The sequence below is a fragment of the Selenomonas sp. genome (assembly GCF_052169755.1).
Classification (GTDB): Bacteria; Bacillota; Negativicutes; order Selenomonadales; family Selenomonadaceae; genus Selenomonas.
Genome location: NZ_JBQNBV010000020.1, coordinates 1 through 21,380 on the forward strand (window position 1 = coordinate 1; position 21,380 = coordinate 21,380).

A 21,380-nucleotide genomic window follows, 5' to 3' on the forward strand; every position below is an offset into this window, starting at 1 on the left:
GCCAAGCGAACAGAGGCTGGCGTTAAGCCGCCAGAGCGTAGTCTTCGTTTGCTTTTATATTTAAATAAAAGTTTCACCTTACTGATGGGATGATGACCCCCCGGCTCGCTGCCCATGCACCATCTACCCCCGTCGAAACCTTTACGTCCCCGTCGGTATGCGCATGAAGCGTTCGCTGGAAAGATTCCTGAGATCTATCCCAGCTAAGACATATAGTATACATCCTTTCCAAAGATTTTGCAAGGATTTTCACATCGTCATGATCGGATCAACATCAATAAGCACGTCATTTCTTGTATCAAGCCCCTCACCGCGCAGAAAATCTCTCACAACCGCCAGATCTGCCGTCTTGATCAGAAGCACGAAGCGATAGACGCCGCGAAACTGCGCGATCAAAGCGGGCGCAGGACCGATGATCTGCTGGCCGGTTCGCCCTGCAAAAGCGGTGAGAAAATTTTCCTGTATGCGGCACGCTTCTTGACGTGCCGCTTCTTCCTTTTCGTGCTGCACAATGAGTTTGACGAGACGGCTGAACGGCGGATAGAAAAGCTGCTCCCGTATGGCGATCTCCTGCCGATAAAACGCCTCGTAATCCTGCTTGATCGCCGCCTGCACCGCATAATGCTCAGGGCTGTAGCCCTGCACGACGACCTGCCCCGAAGCATCGCCTCGACCCGCACGCCCCGCCGTCTGCGTGATGAGCATGAAGCATCGCTCCGCCGCGCGAAAATCGGGCATGTTGAGACTCGAATCGGCGCTGAGAATGCCGACCGCCGTGACGCCCGGGATGTCATGCCCCTTGGCGACCATCTGCGTGCCGAGCAGGATGTCATACCGCTTCTCGCGAAAAGCTGTAAGTATTTCCTGATGTGCGAGCTTCCTTGTCGTCGTATCCCGATCCATGCGCACGATGCGTGCCGCAGGCACGAGCGCCTTTAGCTCCATTTCGAGTTTTTCCGTTCCCGAACCAAAATATTTGATATAAGGGCTGGCACATTCGGGGCAAAGGAGCGGCGACGCCTGCTCGATGTCGCAATGGTGGCACAAGAGCCTGCCGCTTCGATGATAGACGAGAGGCAAGCCGCATGACGGGCATTTGACGACGGCGCCGCACGAACGACACATGACGAAAGTCGAAAAACCGCGGCGATTCAGCATGAGAATGAGCTGCTCCTTCTTCGCCATCGTCTCTTCGATAAGGCGACGCAAACGTGCGGAGATGATATTGCGGTTGCCATGATGCAGCTCCTCGCGCATATCGACGCACTCGACACGCGGCAAGGGCCTCGCGCCGATGCGTTCAGGCATGGAAAGGCGCGTGAGTTCTCCGCATCTCGCGCGGTACGCCGTCTCAAGAGATGGCGTTGCGCTGCCCAGAAGCAGCACGGCGCGATGGATTTTCGCCATCGCTTCAGCGATGGGCCGCGCGTGATAGCGCGGCGCTTCGTCCTGCTTGTAGGACATGTCCTGCTCCTCATCCATGATGATAAGCCCGACATCCTCAACGGGCGTGAAGAGCGCCGAACGTGCGCCGATGACGATGCCCGCCTCACCGCGCCGCACGCGGAAAATCGCGTCGTTTCTCTCAGAGAGCGAAAGCTGGCTGTGCATGACGACGATATCCTCCGGAAAAGAGCCTTTAAAGGCGAGGACGATCTGGCTCGTCAAGGCGATTTCCGGCACAAGCACGATGACCCTGCGCCCCGCCTTTCGCGCCGCCGCCGCCGCTTCGATATAGACCTGCGTCTTGCCGCTGCCCGTCACACCCTGCAGCAGAAAACCACGGTACTCGCAGCGTTCGATATAAGGACATACAGCTGAAACTGCCGCCTGCTGCTCCTTCGTCAGATCGAAAGATGCGGCAAATCCCGTCATGCCGCCGTAGCTGTCGCGCAGAATGCGCCGCTTCTCACTCTTCACATCGCCGGATTCCAGCACGGCACGAAGCACGGCGGCAGAGACGCCCTTCCTGCGCAGCGCGGCGTCGCTCTGCTGCCCTTCGGCGGCAAGCAGCTCCAACAGACGTCTCTGTGCATGTCGCTTTCGATAACGCACGAGCATTTCATCATCAAGAGGCCGTGCAAGCGACAGAACATTTTCATAACGCGCTCTGTCGCGCGCCTTCGCTCGATAGAGCTTTCGCACAGCCTTTTGCTGGATAAACCGCGCCACGATTGCAGGAATTTTTGCAGAAAACGCAGAGAATGCTTTCTGAAGAGCAAGCATCTCTACCGCGCCATTTTTTTGCAAGTACTGAAGAATCTGCCGCGCCTCGATGCTTAAAGAAAGCGGTTCCGCCCCCTCGATCGCCTCATATTCCACCTCGATCTTCAAACCACTCTTTCCGGGCATAAATAAACGCATCGCTTCGGCAGGAGCGCACAAGTAAAAGTCTGCGATGCAGTGCGCCGCTTCCATCATCTCAGAGGTAAACCACGCTTCCTCATCCACAGCAGAGATGATCGCCTTCAAATCGTAGGCGCAGCGCCCAACTTCTTCGTCATGAACCGCAAGAACGAATCCCTCGACGCTTCGTCCGCCAAAGGGCACAAATACACGCCAGCCGGCCGCAAGGAAGGACATCTCGTCGGGCACGGCGTAGCTGTACGCCTTCGCTATGCTTTTCACGGGAATATTGACAAAAACTTCCGCTCTTCGCAAAATGCTCGCCTCCAAGAAGAAAAAGGCTTTCAGCGCGAACATTTCGCACCGAAAGCCAACTTTCACTCACTGCCTCACGGCAAACGTTCATCGACGAAAACGATGACTCTCTCTCAGTCCATGATAAAAATCTCGACAGTCTTACGACCGAACTGGATCGCTTCTTCCGCCGTATCAAAAGCGATATCGATCGTATTGCCGCGAATCGCTGAGCCGACATCCTCAGCTATAGCCTCGCCATAGCCCGGAATAAATACGCGCGTACCCATCGGAATAACAGACGGATCCACAGCGATCACACCTCTTCTGACCAACGTCCCGCTCGCCGTATGATTCGACAAACCCGGGTCGAAGCGGCTGTATGCTGTCGCCGAAACGAGCAACGAACGTCCGCCGCCGCGATTGGGCGCCGGCTCCGCTGCCGGCGGCTCCTCTCCGCCCGAAAGAGCTTTGTAGGTCAGACGGCCACATACGCCGTCGGCTTCTAAACCGTTTTCCTGCTGAAACTTCGTGATGGCAGCCGTCGTTTTCCTGCCGCATACACCGTCAGCTTCACCATCTGCAAGATAGCCGTGCGCAATCAAGAGCTTCTGTACGGCACGCACACTGTCTCCCCGCATTCCTTCCTTGACAAGAAATCCGCCAGCAAACGCCGCTGCACTTGTCAGCAAAAGACAGAGACAAAAAACGAACGAAAAAATCACCGTTTTCCTCAATAGACGTCACCTCACAGAAAAACTAATTTTCTCACAAGTTTATTATATCAAAAAAAATGACCATTTGTCCATAGCATATTGCAACGACTTATGACAACTATGCGCAAACCCAGAAATACCAAGGGTTCAAAGAAATAATAAGCGACGCTCCCCTGCGATAGCTCATACGAGATAAAAAGCACCATGTACACATAAGCCATGCTTACGCCGGAGATATCCCGATCTCGAATATGACAGACAAACGTTTTCCTGCGCAGTTCCCTCTCACCCCAAGACAAGACCCACCGGACAATGGTCGCTGCCGAATACCTCGTTGTGAATCGTCGCCTCTTTGATCTTCGGTGCGAGGCGATCAGATACGAGAAAATAATCGATGCGCCAGCCTGCGTTCGTTTCACGCGCCTTGCGGAGATACGACCACCATGTATAGATTCCCGTCTTGTCCGGATAGAGTGCGCGAAACGTATCGGTGAAGCCCGCTGTGAGAAGCTGCGTCATCTTCTCTCGTTCCTCGTCGGTAAAGCCCGCGTTCTTTCGATTCGTCTTAGGATTCTTGAGGTCGATCTCCGTATGCGCCACGTTGAGGTCGCCGCAGACGACGACGGGCTTCTTCGCGTCGAGCGCCAAAAGATAGTCGCGGAACGCCTCCTCCCACGTCATGCGATAGGCGAGCCGTTCAAGCCCGCGCTGAGAGTTCGGCGTGTAGACCGTCACGAAGTAGAGATCGTCAAACTCCAGCGCGATGACGCGCCCCTCGTGATCGTGCTCTTCGATGCCGATGCCATAGCTTACGGAAAGCGGCTCGATGCGGCTGAATACCGCCGTGCCGGAATAACCCTTCTTCTCGGCGCTGTTCCAATACTGCTTGTAGTCCGTAAGTTCCAAGATCGCCTGTCCAGGCTGCATCTTCGTCTCCTGCACGCCAAAGACATCGGCATCGAGCGCCTTGAACGACTGCATGAAGCCCTTGCCGAGGCAAGCGCGAAGCCCGTTGACATTCCATGATACGAAACGCATGATATTCCCCCCTTACCCCTGCACGGGATCGCCGACGAAGTAGAGATAGAGGACGACGATGATGCCGAGTACGATGCGATACCAGCCGAACGCCTTGAAATCGTTGTTTTTGATGTACCGCAGCAGAAACTTGATCGAAAGGATCGACACGACGAATGCCGTCGCCATGCCCACGACAAGAATCAGGATCTCGCTGCCTGTGTAATGCCAGCCGAACTTGACCATCTTCAGGAGGCTCGCGCCGAACATGACGGGAATCGCGAGGAAGAATGTGAATTCCGCCGCCACATAGCGCGACGTGCCGAAGAGGATGCCGCCCAAGATCGTCGCACCCGAGCGCGAAGTACCCGGCACGAGCGACAGCACCTGAAACAAACCGATGATGAACGCCGTCTTGTAGTCGAGCCGTTCGATCTCGCGCACGCGCGGCGTGCGGCGCTTGTTGTAGCTTTCGACGACGAGGAACATGACGCCGTAGAAGATCAAGGTTGCCGCTACGACAGGCGCCGTCATGAAGTGCTCCTCCATGAACTTGTTGAACAAGAGTCCGATGACCGCCGCCGGCACGCAGGCGAGAATGACTTTGTACCAGAGCCGCCATGTATCACGCTTCTCCCAGCTTGACTTCCAGCTCGAAAACGGATTGAGCTTCTCGAAGTTCAGCACGACGACGGCAAGGATGGCGCCGAGCTGTATGACGACGAGGAACATGTCCATAAAGGACTTCGATACGTCAAGCTTGATGAACTCATCGACGAGGATCATATGCCCCGTGCTGCTGATCGGCAGCCACTCTGTCAGACCTTCGACAATGCCCAAAACCACCGTTTTCAAAAGCTCCATAATACTTAAATCCACACAAAAGCCCCCTAAATCTTCCTATGAGATATTGAATGGGAATATTATACCACAGGTGCCGCATCGTTGGAACCGAAAAGCCCGCCGACACAAAGCGCCGGCGGGCGAAAGAACACAAAACTCAATTACCCGGCTCGATCAGAGCGTATTTGCCATCGGTACGGCGATAAACGACGTTGATCTCTTCCGATTCGGCATCGCGGAACACGAAGAAGTTGTGATTCAGAAGGTTCATCTGCATGATTGCCTCCTGCACATCCATCGGCTTCACGACGAAGCGTTTCGTCTTGACAAGCTGGAATTCGCCTTCCTCTTCCTGCACGGGAATGGCGCCCAGCTGCTGCACAGCTTCTTCTTTGAAGCCGCCGCCGCGGAAACGCTTGGCAAGCCGCGTCTTCTGCTTGCGAATCTGACGCTCAAGCTTCTCGACGACAAGGTCGATGGATGTATACATATCCATCGTAGCTTCCTCGCCCCGAAGCAGCACGCCGCCCGGGATGGGCACAGTGACTTCGACAATATGGCGTCCTTTAGAAACTGTGAGGAGCACTGAGATTTCGCCCACCTCATCAAAATACTTCGTGATTTTGCCGACACGTTTCTCGACATAATCCTTGAGTGACGGGGTGATCTCAATATTTTTCCCTCGTACTGTGAATGTTGCCATAGTGACATGTCCCCTTTCCTGTTTCTTACGATGAAGGTCCGATTGGCACTTTCATGTAAGGCGAGTGGACACAAAATGTGTCCAACAAGTTTATGTTGTATATATTCTCTCTTCGCCACAAAAACCCTTCTTCTGGAAAGAATCTTTCTGAAAATTTTCACGAGATCAGTCAAGAATGAAAGCAGCTTGCTTTGAGAAAGCTCCCTCGTCAAAGACATTCCCCGCAAGAACAAAAGAACCGACTCCAAATGGAGCCGGCCTTTGCCAAACTTCAGAAAACGCGAGGTTCAGTTTGCGTTCTCTCAGGAAAGTACATGATACTTTTGTCTGCTTTACCATGAAAACCCAAGAATCCAAGTCCAAAGAATACAGACCGATTGTTTTTTCAGGTAGGGGCGGCGCACAATGTCCATAAAATGAACGCTTGTGCGTGTAGCTTACGCAGTCTTCACAACATTGGAAGCCTGCGGACCGCGCGCGCCTTCGACAATCTCGAATTCGACACCCTGTCCTTCAGCCAACGTCTTGAAGCCATCTCCCTGGATTGCAGAGAAATGGACAAAAACATCATCGCCGTCTTCCCTCTCGATGAAACCATAGCCCTTTTCTGCGCTGAACCATTTGACCTTACCAACCATAGTAATTCCTCCTGTTTCTTGGTGTGTTGCAGAACCGCGCCTGATACTCACGCAATTTCATTATAGACCCTACCGCTTAATCTGTCAATAAAATAGAAGGCAATGACACATGCTGAGGGCAAATAATTTCTCATTTTTTTAAGCAACGCGCCATTGCCATGCGCACGATGCTCTCCGGAACATCACTTTGCACGCGCACTTTGCCGATATCTTCCATCAATACCCAGTTAACTCTGCCGTCAACTGTTTTTTTGTCGTGGAAGATCGCCGCATAAAGACCATCGACCGTACATCCCTCCGCTATCAAAGGCAGTCCGAGGCGTTCCGTCAGTCGGCGCACGCGCTCGACGACAGAAGCTTCAATCAGACCGAGCGCCTCGCTGATATAGGCTGCGCCTAAGGAGCCGACGGCGACGGCTTCTCCGTGATTGTAGCGCACATAGCCCGTTTCCTTTTCAATCGCATGGGCAATGGTGTGCCCGTAGTTCAAGATGCGGCGCAGACCGCTCTCTCGTTCATCTTTCGCTACAACATCCGCCTTGATTTCGCACGAACGCGCAACCATAGTGAGCGCCGCCTCGGGCGAAAGGATGAGCGCATCTGCCGCATGTTCTTCGAGCCATGCAAAAAAATCCGCATCGAAAATGATCCCGTACTTGATGATCTCACCGAGCCCCGTGCAGATTTCACGTTTGGGCAAAGTAGCGAAAGCTGCCAAGTCGGCAAAAACAGCCGCCGGCTGATAGAAGGCGCCGATGAGGTTCTTTCCGAGACGGTGGTTGACGGCGACTTTGCCGCCGACACTCGAATCCACCTGCGCGAGAAGGCTCGTCGGCAGCTGGACAAAAGGCACGCCGCGCATGTACGCCGCAGCGATGAAGCCGGCGAGGTCGCCGACGACGCCGCCGCCCAAAGCGAAGATCGGCGAGCGGCGGTCAAGCCCCAGTTCGATGGCATGTGTGAAGATTTCATCTGCGACGGCAAGCGATTTCGAGCCTTCACCCGCCGGCACGAGATGAAGCTCCGGACAAAGACCTACCTCGCGCAAGGCTTTCGCCACCCCTTCACCGTAGATCTTCCCCACGTTCTCATCGGAGATGATGAGCGCCTTGCGCGAAAAATTCTGCTCTTTTACGAAAGCGGAGAGTGCGGGGCAAAGACCCTCGCCGAGAAAGATGTCGTAACTTGCTGCGCCGAGTTCTACGCGCACCTTATGCGCTTCACGCACGAAAAACACCTTCTCTCTTCAAATAGCCGACGATGTCATCCACCACCTGCAGCGGCGAAAGCTCGCTCGTGTCTACGCTGTAGTCCGCGACAGCGTAAAGATCGCGGCGCTCCGCCATAAGCTCTTCCACAGCGCGGCGACGGTCGCCTGCATCCTTTTGATCGAGCACGGGGCGAGCGCCTACATGCGCCGTGCGTGCGAGTACGGCGTCAATGGACGCCGTCAAACAGATGATCGCGCCGCTCTTCTTGAGCGCCGCCACATTCGCCGCATCCTTGACCGTGCCGCCGCCCGTCGCGATCACGAGGGCGCGGCGATCCGCCACACGCTTGACCGCAGACTTTTCCAAGGCTCGAAAAGCCGCTTCGCCGTCTGCCTTGAAGATCTCGGGGATCGAGCGGCCCGCCGCCGCTTCAATCTCTGCGTCAAGGTCAACGAACGCTCTGCCGAGCCGATGCGCGAGAGCGCGTCCTGTGCTCGTCTTGCCCGTACCCATGAAGCCGATCAATACGACGTTCTTCATCTCACGCCTCCTCCGTGCGCTTCTTGTACGCTGCGATGTTCGCCTGCATATCGCGCAGATTGTCGCTGTCGAACTTCTCGACGAACGCTTCGGCAAGCACAAAAGCCGCCATCGCCTCGCCGACGACAGAGGCAGCGGGCACAGCACAGACGTCGCTGCGCTCCTTTGAGGCGAGTACAGGCTCCTTTTTTGCAATATCCACGGAATGAAGCGGCTTCATCAGCGTCGGAATCGGCTTCATGACGGCGCGAACAACGATGTCCTCGCCGTTTGTCATGCCGCCCTCAAGACCGCCTGCACGGTTCGTCCTGCGAACCACTGCACCGTTTTCGCCGCAGAACATCTCGTCGTGCGCCTCGCTGCCGGAAAGCGCGGCATAGCCAAAGCCCGCGCCGATCTCGACGCCCTTGATCGCCTGAATCGACATCATGGCGGCGGCAAGACGCGCGTCGAGCCTTCTATCCCACTGGATGTGGCTGCCGAGTCCAAGCGGTGCGCCTGAAATACGCACTTCGAAGATGCCGCCGAGCGTATCGCCCGCCTCTTTCGCAGCACGAATCTTCTCCTTCATCTTCTCCTCGGCGTATTCGTCGAAACAGTTCAAATCCGACGCCGCCTTGTGCGCCGCACCCGCTTCGCGCTTCGCGGCATCGGCAGTGACGCCGCCGATGTCGAGCACAGCGGATTCGACCGTGACGCCGAGTGCATAAAGAAGCTCCTTTGCCACAGCGCCGACGGCGACGCGCATCGCCGTCTCTCTCGCGCTGGCGCGCTCCAAGATATCGCGGACATCCTCGCGCGCGTACTTTCGAACACCCGTGAGATCGGCGTGACCGGGACGCGCCGCCGTGACCTTGTCCCCCTGCGGTTCTCCGAACGCTGCCATGCGCTCTTGCCAGTTCTGCCAATCGCGATTCTCTACGGAGAGTGTGATCGGCGAGCCGAGCGTCTCACCAAAACGCACGCCCGAAAGAACGCGCACTGTATCCGTTTCAATCTTCATGCGTCCGCCGCGTCCATACCCCTGCTGCCGACGCGCCAACTCGCGGTTTATTTTCCCCGCGTCCAGCGAAAGCCCCGCCGGAATCCCTTCCAAAATAGCTGTCAAAGACGGGCCGTGCGACTCGCCCGCCGTCAAAAAACGCAATGCACCCAATATGATTTCCCACTTTCATCCAAACGTAAATTCGATGGATACGAAGTTTCCACCTTTCCTAGTCTACAATAAAAAGCGTCCCCTATGCAAGTCTTAAAAGGTCTGCACAGAGGACGCTTATGCTTCTTCCGCAAAAATGGAAAGGCGGATCTTCACATGCAGTCTGCCGTCGTCGCTGTGAATTTCCGCATTTTCCATGCGCACAAAGCGTTCGCTTTTCTCCAACTCCTTCAAAAAGGCAAGCAAATGAAAATAGTCACCGTCGATTTCCACCTCAAGCGGCAACCGCAGAGCGCCGCTTTCCTTTGCCGTCACCCCCGGAACGACAGCGGCAAGCGTCAACTGCTCATGCTGCGCCTCGCGCTCCAAAAGTTCGAGGAAACTGCCCTGCCCCATGCTCTTTGGCAGACGCTTCTCGGCAGCAGCGCCGCGTGCGGCAAGCGCTTCCTCATGCGTATGAGCATCGCTTGCATTCATAAAATTCTGCACGCGCACAAGCGACTCCCGTTCCTCCCGAATCTCGGATTCAATCCTTGCGATTTCTGCACGCTGCGGCGCATAGCATATATGGAAAAATGCCGCACCGAGCAGCAACGACGCAAAAAGTATAGGCAAAAGCATGATCGGACGCATTTCTTCCCCTCCCCTATTTCCTAAATCTTCAGCTCCAGCGAGAAATACACGAGCGGCTTTCCCGCCGTTTCCATCCGCAGTTCCGACCTTTTCAGCAGCGGCGCGGCAGTAAAGAAGCTGCGATCCGTCTCCAAGGAGCGCACGAAGTTCGCCAAAGCATCGTAGCTCGTCGCCGCACCTTCGATCTCGATCACGTGCCCATCGACGACGCGCAGCTCGCGAATCCACGCCCCCTCGACGGTGCGCGTGCCGAAATGCACGAGCAAACTGCGGCACGGCACAGCGCCTTTCGCCAAAGAAAGAAGCTGCCGCTCTTTTTCAGCGATCCGTCCGCCTTCCTGCAGCTCCCTCTCCATTCGCTGTCGTTCTGGCGAAAGCAACACCATCGCCTGCGCAATCTGCCGCTCTTCTTCCTGCAATTCATGAATCCGCCATATATTCCAGCCATAGATCAACACCATACAAAGGAAAAACAGCGCCGCAAAAAGAGCGGCGATCCTGCCGACCGCCCAAAGATCGGGACGCAAGCGTGCGGGCAGCAGCTCCGCGTACTTCTTCTGCGGCATAAGAAGTCCAACTGCCGCCGCAAAAGCGGCAAAATCCTCATCCTGCAGCAAGTCTGCTCCCAAAAAAGGCACGTCCGCCACGGCAACGCCTGCCGTCTGCAAGACAGCCGGCGGCAAAAAACACAGAGAAGCAAGACACAGTCCCGCTTCCAAAAAGGCTTGATGAAGTTTCTGCGCCTTCTCGCGCGGCAAAGCCGCCAGAAGAAGCTCCCCTTCCGCGATCAGTACAAAATCCATACAATACGCCGTTTCCGCCTCAGATGCCGGCAGGCTCGCAAGCATATCCCAACGCGCCGCTTTCTTCATTTCCTTAACCGACAGCGGCGGAAACTCCTTCGTATAGGAAAAAACCTGATTTTCAGACAGACAAAGGGCAATGCGGCTCTTCTCCCAACCGCGTTTTGCAAGAGCGACATGAAGGACGGCAGCCGTCTCACACCAAAACGAAGCGTCCGTCTCTTCCCATCGCAGGGGAATGTGCAGCGTCTCCTTCATCTGCCACAGCGCCGTCTCCCTTTCGAAGCATACGAGATGAAGCATTCCCTCATGCACAGAAACTCCCACGGTTTTTGTCCACGGCACATGAAACAGTGCATGGAACTTTTCCGATATTTTGAACAAACCATCGCACCGCCTCTCACTTCTCCCAACGAACAAACACCATGCGCTCTCCCTCCAAGCGATAGAGCGCCGCCGCATACGAACGCTTGCCGCCGACGGCTGCCGTATTCATCGGATCCGCTTTCTCCGCCGCTGTCTGCCAGCTCATCGCCGTCAGCCGATACTCCGCTTTCTTTGCACCTGCCTCCGAAAGCCGTACAGCGGCGGCACGATAGCAGACGCCGTCTCCCTGCACAGTGCCGGATACGCCCTGCACTTCTTTTGAGCCAAGCTGTCGGCGTGCCTGTGCATCCGCTTCCAGTCGCGCCGCTTCCATGCGTACAGCGCTTCTCGACGCTTCCAAAAGACGCATCGTCTGCACCGCCTCTTTCGCGGCAAGACGGTTGTGCCCCGAGAGTATGAACAGCGTCGCCGTGCCGGAAAGCATCAGTAAGACCGCTGCGAGCGCCATGACAGATGCCATGCCGCATTCATCGAACCTTGTCACGTTTCCTCTCCTCGCTCATCTATTCGTTCTTTTTCGGCAAGGGAACAGCCGTCGAAAAGTTGATGCGCTTCTTCGTTCGCCGATTCTCCCCCGTCAAACGAAGAAAAAGAAGTCCATCCTTCTCCTCGCAGAAAAAGTCGACGACGGCAAGATTGCCGAATATATTGCGTCCGCCTGTCATGGGCTGCGGCACGGAATAGCCATAAGGTCCGCCGCTGACTTTCTTGCTGATGTACGGCGGCATATCCTGCTTTCCCTCGCGCAGCGCATAGTCCACCGAGCACTTCTCTCCTTTGACATACCTCTCGACATAGATTGCGCGCGGCTCCTTCACCTCGATGTACGTCGCCGAAGCCGCATCCTGTGCAATGCGTTCCAGCGTCAAACGCATCTCCTGCTGTAATTCCCAATCTCCCATAAGAAGAACATAACTCTTGAGAAAAAACATCCACGCGGCAAAAAAACTGATGAGAAGCGCCAGATAAACGGGCAAACTCGCCAAAACTTCCAGCAGCATATAGCCGCCCTCATTCGAGCGAGCCGAAAGTCGGCATTTTCGGCACATTCTTGCCCATGCAAACGAGAAATTCCCGTCAGCCATGACGACGCACCGTCCTTTGCAGGAAAAACTCCCGCTCTTTTCCTTCCTCTATCCACACGACACGAACTCTTGCCAGGCAAACCGACGCATAGTCCTCGTTTTCCTCTAAAAATTCTGTCTTAAGAGAAAATTCTCTGCCATTTTCCTCCACTTCGCGCAGTAAAGGCGCGTTCAGTGAAGCTCCGCCTGCCAACTGTTCCGCCCGCGCCAGTTCGCCTTCTGCCAAAAACATCGCGCTCGTCTCCGCCTCGCTCTGCGCCAAGAGGTGCGCGGAGCGCTCCACGGCTGCCAGAGACAGTGCGGCAAAAAGCAGCAGCAGCGCCAGCAATGCCGCTTCTGCCGCCAGAAATCCATCCTCACCCAGCACGGTTTTCTTCATGGCAGCCACCGGCTTTCCGTACGTACACGCCCAGCCTCATCAATAATCACATCCAGCGAATAATGCAGCGACTGCAGCTCGACCGACTGCCCCAAGGCGCTCTCCCCGCCCGGATCCCCCGAAGCATAAAAATAATAGGCTGTCGCTTTCTGTGGACTTAGCGTGCGCGGCGCCGCTGCAATATCTTCGGGAAAATCGTGTACCATCTGCTCGCCTTGCACTTCGGGAAAAAGAAAATAGCAGCGATGCGCCTCGACGACGAGCTTCGGCCGTACGCGCCACTCACCCTTGCCGTCCGGCGTACGCTCCGTGCGCGAAATCTCCTGCAAATAGCGAAAATTCCCTGCCAAAAACGCCGCTTCCCGCTCCAAGCGCACACGTTCCGTCGCGCGCACGACAGGCAGAGAAAGCGCAGCGATGAGCGCCAGCACGAGACATACAAGGAGTATCTCCAAAAGAGTGAAACCCGCCTCCTTCATCGCAGCAGCCCCCAGTAAAAAGCGAGCAAAGAATCGGCGAAAAGCGCCGCAGACATCGCGCCAAAAGCAAGAAAAGGCGCAAATGCAATCCGGCTATGTCTCTTTCCCCGACCCGAGAGCAGCAGACAAAAAGCGAGGATGCCGCCGCTCAAAAAAGCGAGAAAAAGCGCGACTGCAACGCCCTCAATCCCCAGCCATAACCCCAGACAAAAGGCGAGCTTCACATCGCCGCCGCCCATGCCGCCATGTGATGCAAAGCGCAGAAAATACAGACCGCCTCCCGCCAAAACGGCGGCGAATAAAGCATTTTCCAGCGGCAGAGTGCCGAAAAGTACAGCGAGGAAAACGCCTATCATGCCAAACGGTGCAACGATACGATCATAGATCAAACCATCCCGCCAATCCAACAGAGCGATGAGCCAAAGAAAGCCGAAAAATATCCATTGTATAAAAAATGCCCTGCCGAAACCATACGTCTGCCACAGCAAAACGGCTGCGCCAAGCAGTCCGCCGACGAAAGCCGCTCTGCCGCGCAAAGCCAACGGCTTTACGCGCTGAAAACCGCCCATCGTCAGCCCCCCGACGCCTCTTTTTTCTCCGTCCTGCCGAAATCCTGCAAGCGGTGCCCGTCAAGCGTCGCTTGCGTTTCGCCATCCGCTCCCTTCGTCAGCACATAGCCTGCATCCGTCGTCTCTGCCGCCTTTCCGTCGCGCAGAAAGTAACTGCCCGACGGCGGCTTCAATGCGTCAAGATTGACAATATAGTCCTTGAGCTGTTCCAGATTCTTCGGATCGATGCCCTTTTCCGCGCGATAAAGCCCCACCGCTGTATTAAGCGTACTGAGATCCGTCTGGATTTTCGACGTATTCGCAAGCGTCATAGACTGCGCGAACTTCGGCACAGCGACGGCGGCAAGCACGCCGATGATGCAGATAACGAGCAGCATCTCCAAAAGAGTAAAACCCGCTTCATCCAACGGACGGCTCCTTTTTTGCATGTCTCGGAGCCATTGGAGCATCGCTGGTCGACCTTCTGCCAGCGCACATTTTTCTGCATTTTCTCGTTCTCTGTTCTCCTGCAAGTACACACTTTCACGCATCCGCTGTCCTCCCATTCCTATGGTCAATATCCGTAAGAACCGATCATCTCCAAAAGCGGCAGCGCGACGGAAAGCACGATCGTGCCGACGACTGCGCTCAAAAAGATCACGAGCAGCGGTTCCAGCAGAGCTTCCATGCGTTCTGCACGCAGCTCACCGGAAAAACGACAGAAATCTGCCGCCTTTTCGAGCATCGCCGCAAGCTCGCCCGTCTGCTCCCCCGTAGACAAAAGCTCCAAGGCAAGCGGCGGAAACACGCCGCTTGCCGCCATAGAAACAGCGAGCGCACCGCCGCGCTCGATCTCGCGCTTCACCTTGGAAAACACCGCCGCGAGGAAGCTGTTCTGCAACACCCCCTCGGAAATCACAAACGCCTCATGCAATGCGCAGCCGCTTTCCATGAGAACGGCAAGCGTATCAAAAAGCGTCATAAGTTCCAAATCCATGCGCAGTCTGCCGAAAAAAGGCACGCGCAGCAAAAAGCGATCCAGCCAAAAGCGCAGCCGCTTCTCACGCCGCAAGAGCACGCACACGAACGGCAGCAAAAGCAAAAAGAAAAAGACAGCCATACCGTGCGCCTCAAAAAACATGCCAAGACCCAAAACAAGCTGTGTCGGCAGCGGCAGCTCGACGGCAAGCCCATCGAGTATATGCACGAAATTCGGCAGCACGAAGAGGAAAATGAAACTCATGGCGACCAGGGCCGCAAATGAAAGAATCGTCGGATAAGCCAACGCCGTACGGAGCTTCTCACGCACGCGCCAGCTCCGCTCCTCTCTATCGGCAAGACGCTTTAAAAGCGGCTCCAAGCTGCCGCCCATCTCTCCTGCTCGGACGAGGGCAGAAAGCGCTGCGGGAAAGACTTCCGCATGGCGTGCCATCGCCGCTGCAAGCGTCGAGCCTGCCGCCATGCGATGCGCCATATCCGAGAGCATCCCCCGCCGTTCCTTCGGCGCACCTGCTGCAAGAAGCCGCAGGCTCTCACTTACAGGCAGACCCGCCGCCATCATCAACGACAGCTCACGGCAAAAAACCATGCAATATTTGCGTCTCGACATGCGCTGAAACGCGAGATGCAGCGCGAACTTTCGCCGCAGAGTCAACGCAAACAACCCATGCGCCTGTATGCGCCGCGCCGCCTCTAGACAAGACGCCGCCTCGATCTCACCGCGCCGTAGCTCCCCCGCATCCGTCCGCGCCGTATAAGCAAAGGACGCCATACCGCCCCCTCCTTTTTCTGATCGGCTCCCCGTCACCTCTCGCGCAAGACGCCGTCAAGATCAGCAAGCGCCTGTTCCTTGACCTCGCGCGTGATCCTTTGTGCGCAAAGCAGAGCCTCGACGGACTGCGCCATCGTCTGCATCCCCGAAGCGCCGCCCGCGAGAACGGCACTTCGGATCTGTGCGACCTTGCCCGTGCGAATGAGATTGCGCACGGCGGGTACGGCGACGAGCGCTTCGGTCGCCAAGACGCGACCGCCGGCAGCCGCACGAAGAAGGCGCTGCGACAACACAGCGCGCAGCACAAACGAAAGCTGGCTGCGCATCTGCGCTTCCTCTCCCGGAAACATTCCCTCGATGCGCAGAACCGCCTCTGCCGCATCCCTCGTATGCAGCGTCGCGAGCACAAGACAGCCCGACTCCGCTGCCTGCAGAGCGATGCGCACCGTTTCCGCCTCACGAAGCTCGCCGATAAAAATCACGTCGGGATCCTCGCGCAGGGCGTCATGAAGCCCCGCCGGAAACGAAGCGAAATCCCTGCCGAGCGCACGCTGACTGATGAAGCAGCGCTTCGGCAAAAATTCATACTCGACGGGATCTTCAAGCGTGACGATATGCGCGGCACGACGCACATTCATCTCCTCGATCAAAGCGGCAAGCGTCGTTGACTTGCCCGAGCCTGTGCGTCCGCCGACGAGGATCAGCCCGTCTCGCGCCGCAAGAAGTGATTCGACTACAGGCGGTGCGCCAAGATCCGCAAGCGGCGGTATTTCGCGCGGCAAAAGCCGCAGGGCAAGAGCCGTCGATCCGCCCATGCGGTACGCATGAGCGCGACAGCGCCGTCCCGCAAGCGTAAAGGAAACGTCCAAACTGTTTTCTCGGCTGAGCCGCATACGCTCTTTTTCCGTCAAAACAGAGGCGAAGAAATTCTCCAACGCATTTTCTGCCAGGCAATCCTCCGAAAGCGGCATCATCTCACCGTCGAGCCGCAAAAACGGGCGCTGTCCGGCGGCGAGATGAATATCCGACGCCCCGCGCACGCAGCCTTCGGTGAAGATGTTCACAAGGTCAGCCGCTTCCATAGACGAACCTTCCCTGCGGTATATGCGCCTCTGACGCCCCTGCATCATCTCCATCAAAGCAGCAGATCTCGGCAAGATCCGACGCGCCGTCCTCGCCGTAAAGCACCTGCGCCACCTCTGCCAGCGTCGTCAAGCCCTGCCGCGCCTTTTCCACGCCGTCCTCCGCAAGCATCTTCATCCCCTGTCGGCGAGCGGCTTCGCGCAGCTCCGCAAGCCTTGACCGTCCAAGGATCGCCTGCTGCATCGGCGCATCGACCGCCAGCATCTCGTGCAAAGCCAATCGCCCCAAGAAGCCCGTGCCGCCGCAAATCTCGCAGCCCACCGCACGCCAGAGCTGCACACGCTCTTTCGACGCCCCCTGCGCCCACGCCGGCAACGTCTCCTCGGACGGCTCGCGGCAATGCGGACAAAGGCGGCGCACCAAACGCTGCGCGACGACCCCCGAAACCGCCGCCGCCAGAAGATACGCCGGCACGCCCATATCGAGCAAACGCAAGACAGCGCTGACCGCATCCTTCGTGTGCATCGTAGAAAACAGCAGATGCCCCGTCAAAGCTGCACGCACCGCCATCTCAGCCGTTTCCGCATCGCGGATCTCGCCGAGCACGATCTCGTCGATATCCGAGCGCAGCATAGCACGAAGCCCCGCCGCATAGGTCATGCCCGTTTTCCTGTTCACCTGTACCTGATTGATTCCCTCGATTTGATACTCGGGCGGATCCTCTATCGTCATAATGTTGTGTTCAGGCGTATTGATCTCAGATAGAGCCGCATAAAGCGTCGTCGTCTTGCCCGAATTGACCGGTCCCACAATCAAAACCATGCCGTCGGGCATACGGCAAAAACGTCGAAAAAGCGCCTCGTTTCGCGCAGAAAAGCCGAGATTCTCTATGGAAAGCAGCTCATGCGAACGATTCAACAGGCGCAGAACAGCCTTCTCCCCTGCCAAAAGCGGCAAGGTAGCCAGTCGCAGATCGACGACAGAACCGCCCGCAGGCGGCACGTAAGAGATGCGCCCATCCTGCGCTGTGCGCCGCTCTACGCTGTCCAAATGCGCCATGACTTTCAATCGCGCAAGCAAAAACGCATGAACCTCCCACGGGATAGGTGCATGCGTTTCCAACAATCTTCCATCAACACGGTAACGAATGCGGACAGATTCCCGGTAAGGCTCTATATGGATGTCGCTCGCCCGCAACCGCAGAGCCTCTGCGATCATGTGATCGACGAACTCCACGACAGGCACGCGCCCCAAATCGTCCGGATGCAGCAAAGCCTGACCCGCGCTTTTGCCGCGTACGCTCTGCACCAAACGATGGAGCAGCATCTGATACGAATCCTCTGCCGTCCTTTGCATCTCCGAGCCTCCAAAAGACTTCCCCCTGAAACATCTTGCTTCGGCTTTCGTGCTGACTTTCTTACTTTTCCCTGTCGCCGCCGGATACAAAACGCATCCGACGAATGCAGCGATTACAGTTCTCCCTCTCCAAGCGCTTCGTGCAAAGCATGCGCCATCACGGAAAGATCCGGTTCTTTCCCCGTCCATAGGGAGAACGCCGCCGCCCCCTGCCCCACAAGCATCGCCTCGCCATTGAGCGTCGGGCAGCCGAGCGCTGCTGCGTGCTGCAAAAACTTCGTCTCTCGCGGCGTATAAATGATATCATAGAAAAATGTCCCGGCGCACACCGCCGCCCAAGGAACCGGCGGCATCTCATCCGTGCGCGGCGCCATGCCGAGCGGCGTCGTATTAACGATGAGCGCCGCATCCGCTACAACCTTGGCAAACGCTGCATCATGCCAATCGAAAACGCAAATCTCACCGTATGGACAGAACTCCTGCACCAAAGATCGTGCCTTCTCTGGATTTCGCACGCCGAGCGTGACTCTTGCCGCCCCCGAGCGCAGCAAGCCATAGAGCGCGGCGCGCGCCGCGCCGCCTGCGCCAAAGATCACGACGCTTTTCCCTCGAAGAGAAAAACCGCGCATCTCACGAGCGCCGACAAAGCCCTGAACATCTGTATTGAAGCCTTTGAGCTTCCCCGCTTCCTGCACGACCGTATTGACCGCACCGACAACACGCGCCGCTTCATCCACTTCGTCCAGAAGCGGCAAAATCGCCGACTTGTGTGGAATTGTCACATTGAAGCCGCGAAACTCCAATGCGCGCAAACCACGCACAGCATCAGCCAAAACCTCGGGCAGAACATGCAAGGCGACATAAGCAAAGTCCAGTCCCGCTGCTTGAATCGCCGCATTCTGCATCGCCGGCGACATCGAATGCTCAATCGGTGAACCGATCACAGCAAGATTCTTTGTTTTTCCTGTAAACATTCTTATATTCTCCTTATTATTGTAACAAAAGGGACATTTTCCCACAATAGGGGATTCGCCCTAGTTTTTTGAAAACAATTCCATCTGCTCATTCTTCATCACATACGATACCTGATGCGCCGCCTGCACGCGATCTCCCGGCTCTATGCTTCCTACGAGAAGCGGTGAGGCGGGATCGTGCAGGGCGCGGTTTCTGCGGACAGCGGCGGCGCTCGCGTTGGCGTAGCAGTAGCGGCAGAAATGCGCACAAGTATTGTAGGCGCCAATGTCGTTGCCAAGGAGGCAGCTGCACCCCTTCCTTGCCAACGTCAGCCGCGGCACATGGAACCGACAGCCGCAGGCTTCTTCCAAAACTGCCTGCGTCATGCAGCCCGACGTATCTATGCCAAAACGCGCGAGATCCTCGCCCTCAAGGCAAGTGCGCACCTTGATGCCGCACGCGCGTCCGACAGCGGCGAGCGTCTCGCCGAGGGCAAGACGCTCCTCTGCGGCGACCTCTCGCACGGAAGGAAAGTTTCTCTGCGTATTCTTATAGAGATCGACAAAGCTCACGACGCAGTTCTTCACCGCGCCCGCCAACTGCTCCGCCATACGACGAAAGGCGCGTTTGTGGAAATCCAGCGTATACGTTTCGGTAATCAGCACGGGATCATAGCGCCAATGCACGGCGCGGCTGCCAACGATGCGGGAGAGGGCGCGCAAACTCTCGATCACTGCCGCCACAGGCGGCGTCTGCGGCTCGACGTCCGATCCGTAGGGCGTGATCGTCACGCCCCAAAACTGGCGAAACGGCGAGAGCATATTGTGATGCACGAGAAGCGGCGCGGGATTCTTCGTACAGAATACGATGAGATCGACGACCGAAGGATCGAGAATGTAGCGCGTAATACGCTGCGGAGCATAAGGGCTTCGCACCATGACAAATCCCTCACGCAAGCGCCGCACGAACCAGTCGGCATAAAACGCGGGGATGTCCGTACGGCTTCCCGTGTTCAAAATCATCACGCACCCCCTTCCTTTCATAAAAAAGCCGAGCGGGAAAATTCCCCGCCCGACTTCTCGTATGCGACCCGCACACTCGCTGCACAATTCTTATTTAATCTCGTAAATCCAACCCTCAGGCGCTTCGATATGTCCCATCTGGATGCCCGTCAAGGTATCGTAGAGCTTCTGAATGATTGGCCCCATCTTTTCCATACCGCTGGCGAAGCAAATCTCCCTGCCATGATCGTTGATCTTGCCGACGGGCGAAATGACCGCCGCCGTGCCGCAGAGTCCGCACTCCTTGAAGCGCGGCACCTCGGAGAAAAGCACTTCGCGCTCATCAACCTTGAGACCGAGATAATGCTCCGCCACATAAGTGATCGAACGGCGCGTAATCGACGGCAGAATGCTCGGCGACTTCGGTACGACGAGGTTGCCGTCCGCATCGACAAAGATGATGTTCGCGCCGCCTGTCTCCTCGACCTTCGTGCGCGTCGCCGCATCGAGATAGATGTTTTCGGCGAAGCCTTCACGATGCGCCGTCATGATGGCATGCAGACTCATCGCATAGTTCAGCCCCGCTTTGATGTGCCCCGTACCGTGCGGCGCGGCGCGGTCAAAGTCGCTGATCTTGACCGTCAGCGGCTTCACGCCGCCCTTGAAATAGGGACCGACCGGCGTGACGAAGATGCGGAACTGATACTCGTCTGCCGGAGCAACGCCGATGACGGGACTGGAACCGAACATATACGGACGAATGTAGAGCGACGCACCGCTTCCGTAAGGCGGCACCCATGCTTCGTTTGCCTTGACAACCTGCTGCACGGCATCCAAAAAACGCGCCTCGGGGAAAGGCGGCATCTCAAGATACTCGGCAGACTCATACATGCGGTGCGCATTGAGATCGGGGCGGAAGCAAACCGTCCTGCCGTCCTCCGTCGTATACGCCTTAAGCCCTTCGAAAACCGACTGCGAATACTGCAAAACACCCGCATCCTCACTCAAGACGATCTTATCGTCGCCCGTAAGTCCGCCCTCGTCCCAAGCGCCGTTTTTATAATGAGCGACATAGCGCTGTTCCGTCACATAATAGGAAAAACCTAAATTGCTCCAATCCATATCCTTCTTTTCCACGATGATTCCTCCTCAATCCGTACCGCAGACGCACATCGTTCCGAACCAACAAAAAGACATCTGCTTCTTCAGGAAGAATCTCCATCCACAGCCGCAACTATCCTTCTGTAATTCTATAAAGCCTATACTACATCGAAGTTTTTGCGCCGTCAATCCCTTTTTCAAGGAAAGGCTGAGAAAATGAAGTCGCCCAGATTTTCACAAATGCGCTGGTTCTATGGCGGTCAGCGTCGACCAAACATGCAGCGCGCTTCGCGCTTGCATTCTTGGGACGTTTTCGCATACGAGCCGTTGCCCAAT

23 protein-coding genes and 1 other RNA gene are annotated in these 21,380 nt (G+C 56.4%); all 24 read right to left on the minus strand.

Annotated elements, in window-relative coordinates:
• Positions 1-151, minus strand: a transfer-messenger RNA (tmRNA) gene (gene ssrA / locus ACTTKG_RS02785); the annotation flags it as partial.
• Between the two features lie 98 nt (positions 152-249).
• The gene (gene priA, locus ACTTKG_RS02790) at positions 250-2,661 is read right to left on the minus strand and encodes a replication restart helicase PriA (protein WP_442672737.1); all 2,412 of its coding nucleotides are present in this window, start codon (positions 2,659-2,661) and stop codon (positions 250-252) included.
• A gap of 113 nt (positions 2,662-2,774) precedes the next feature.
• Positions 2,775-3,377 (minus strand): 3D domain-containing protein, encoded by a 603-nt coding sequence (locus ACTTKG_RS02795; protein WP_442672738.1) that lies wholly within the window; start codon positions 3,375-3,377, stop codon positions 2,775-2,777.
• 264 nt (positions 3,378-3,641) lie between these two features.
• Positions 3,642-4,394 (minus strand): exodeoxyribonuclease III, encoded by a 753-nt coding sequence (locus tag ACTTKG_RS02800; RefSeq protein WP_442672739.1) that lies wholly within the window; start codon positions 4,392-4,394, stop codon positions 3,642-3,644.
• A gap of 12 nt (positions 4,395-4,406) precedes the next feature.
• The gene (locus ACTTKG_RS02805) at positions 4,407-5,237 is read right to left on the minus strand and encodes an undecaprenyl-diphosphate phosphatase (RefSeq protein ID WP_442672757.1); all 831 of its coding nucleotides are present in this window, start codon (positions 5,235-5,237) and stop codon (positions 4,407-4,409) included.
• Positions 5,238-5,373: 136 nt separating this feature from the next.
• The gene (gene hpf, locus ACTTKG_RS02810; protein ID WP_442672740.1) at positions 5,374-5,919 is read right to left on the minus strand and encodes a ribosome hibernation-promoting factor, HPF/YfiA family; all 546 of its coding nucleotides are present in this window, start codon (positions 5,917-5,919) and stop codon (positions 5,374-5,376) included.
• A gap of 437 nt (positions 5,920-6,356) precedes the next feature.
• Positions 6,357-6,557 carry a cold shock domain-containing protein gene (locus ACTTKG_RS02815; protein ID WP_006190995.1) on the minus strand — a complete coding sequence of 67 codons (201 nt, stop codon included), beginning with the start codon at positions 6,555-6,557 and terminating at the stop codon, positions 6,357-6,359.
• A 130-nt stretch (positions 6,558-6,687) separates the two neighbouring features.
• Positions 6,688-7,785, minus strand: a complete 1,098-nt coding sequence (aroB, locus tag ACTTKG_RS02820) for a 3-dehydroquinate synthase (protein ID WP_442672741.1) — start codon at positions 7,783-7,785, stop codon at positions 6,688-6,690.
• Positions 7,778-8,308: a shikimate kinase gene (locus tag ACTTKG_RS02825; protein WP_442672742.1), complete on the minus strand. Its 531-nt coding sequence runs from the start codon at positions 8,306-8,308 to the stop codon at positions 7,778-7,780. Before ACTTKG_RS02825 ends, aroB begins: the two co-directional genes overlap by 8 nt.
• Before the next feature lies 1 nt (position 8,309).
• Entirely contained in the window at positions 8,310-9,464 is a 1,155-nt protein-coding gene (gene aroC / locus ACTTKG_RS02830; protein ID WP_442672743.1) for a chorismate synthase, read from the minus strand.
• Between the two features lie 117 nt (positions 9,465-9,581).
• On the minus strand, positions 9,582-10,097 hold the full coding sequence (gene pilO / locus ACTTKG_RS02835) for a type 4a pilus biogenesis protein PilO (RefSeq protein ID WP_442672744.1): 516 nt from the start codon (positions 10,095-10,097) through the stop codon (positions 9,582-9,584).
• A gap of 20 nt (positions 10,098-10,117) precedes the next feature.
• Positions 10,118-11,284 carry a PilN domain-containing protein gene (locus tag ACTTKG_RS02840; RefSeq protein ID WP_442672745.1) on the minus strand — a complete coding sequence of 389 codons (1,167 nt, stop codon included), beginning with the start codon at positions 11,282-11,284 and terminating at the stop codon, positions 10,118-10,120.
• Between the two features lie 16 nt (positions 11,285-11,300).
• Positions 11,301-11,771, minus strand: coding sequence for a transcriptional regulator (locus tag ACTTKG_RS02845; RefSeq protein WP_442672746.1), 471 nt, complete (start codon positions 11,769-11,771; stop codon positions 11,301-11,303).
• A 19-nt stretch (positions 11,772-11,790) separates the two neighbouring features.
• Positions 11,791-12,288, minus strand: a complete 498-nt coding sequence (locus tag ACTTKG_RS02850; RefSeq protein ID WP_442672747.1) for a PilW family protein — start codon at positions 12,286-12,288, stop codon at positions 11,791-11,793.
• 76 nt (positions 12,289-12,364) lie between these two features.
• Positions 12,365-12,751: a TolQ protein gene (locus ACTTKG_RS02855; RefSeq protein WP_442672748.1), complete on the minus strand. Its 387-nt coding sequence runs from the start codon at positions 12,749-12,751 to the stop codon at positions 12,365-12,367.
• Positions 12,748-13,230 (minus strand): type II secretion system protein, encoded by a 483-nt coding sequence (locus ACTTKG_RS02860; RefSeq protein ID WP_442672749.1) that lies wholly within the window; start codon positions 13,228-13,230, stop codon positions 12,748-12,750. Before ACTTKG_RS02860 ends, ACTTKG_RS02855 begins: the two co-directional genes overlap by 4 nt.
• Positions 13,227-13,799: a prepilin peptidase gene (locus tag ACTTKG_RS02865; RefSeq protein WP_442672750.1), complete on the minus strand. Its 573-nt coding sequence runs from the start codon at positions 13,797-13,799 to the stop codon at positions 13,227-13,229. Before ACTTKG_RS02865 ends, ACTTKG_RS02860 begins: the two co-directional genes overlap by 4 nt.
• 2 nt (positions 13,800-13,801) lie before the next feature.
• The gene (locus tag ACTTKG_RS02870; RefSeq protein WP_442672751.1) at positions 13,802-14,206 is read right to left on the minus strand and encodes a competence type IV pilus major pilin ComGC; all 405 of its coding nucleotides are present in this window, start codon (positions 14,204-14,206) and stop codon (positions 13,802-13,804) included.
• A 146-nt stretch (positions 14,207-14,352) separates the two neighbouring features.
• The gene (locus tag ACTTKG_RS02875) at positions 14,353-15,549 is read right to left on the minus strand and encodes a type II secretion system F family protein (RefSeq protein WP_442672752.1); all 1,197 of its coding nucleotides are present in this window, start codon (positions 15,547-15,549) and stop codon (positions 14,353-14,355) included.
• Positions 15,550-15,581: 32 nt separating this feature from the next.
• Positions 15,582-16,631, minus strand: coding sequence for a type IV pilus twitching motility protein PilT (locus ACTTKG_RS02880; RefSeq protein ID WP_442672753.1), 1,050 nt, complete (start codon positions 16,629-16,631; stop codon positions 15,582-15,584).
• Positions 16,618-17,988: a GspE/PulE family protein gene (locus ACTTKG_RS02885; protein ID WP_442672754.1), complete on the minus strand. Its 1,371-nt coding sequence runs from the start codon at positions 17,986-17,988 to the stop codon at positions 16,618-16,620. Before ACTTKG_RS02885 ends, ACTTKG_RS02880 begins: the two co-directional genes overlap by 14 nt.
• A gap of 113 nt (positions 17,989-18,101) precedes the next feature.
• Positions 18,102-18,962 (minus strand): shikimate dehydrogenase, encoded by an 861-nt coding sequence (locus tag ACTTKG_RS02890; protein WP_442672755.1) that lies wholly within the window; start codon positions 18,960-18,962, stop codon positions 18,102-18,104.
• Between the two features lie 60 nt (positions 18,963-19,022).
• Complete coding sequence (locus tag ACTTKG_RS02895; RefSeq protein ID WP_442672758.1) at positions 19,023-19,964, minus strand: DUF1848 domain-containing protein; 942 nt, start codon at positions 19,962-19,964, stop codon at positions 19,023-19,025.
• Between the two features lie 90 nt (positions 19,965-20,054).
• Positions 20,055-21,080: a branched-chain amino acid aminotransferase gene (locus ACTTKG_RS02900; protein ID WP_442672756.1), complete on the minus strand. Its 1,026-nt coding sequence runs from the start codon at positions 21,078-21,080 to the stop codon at positions 20,055-20,057.
• Between the last annotated feature and the right edge of the window lie 300 nt (positions 21,081-21,380).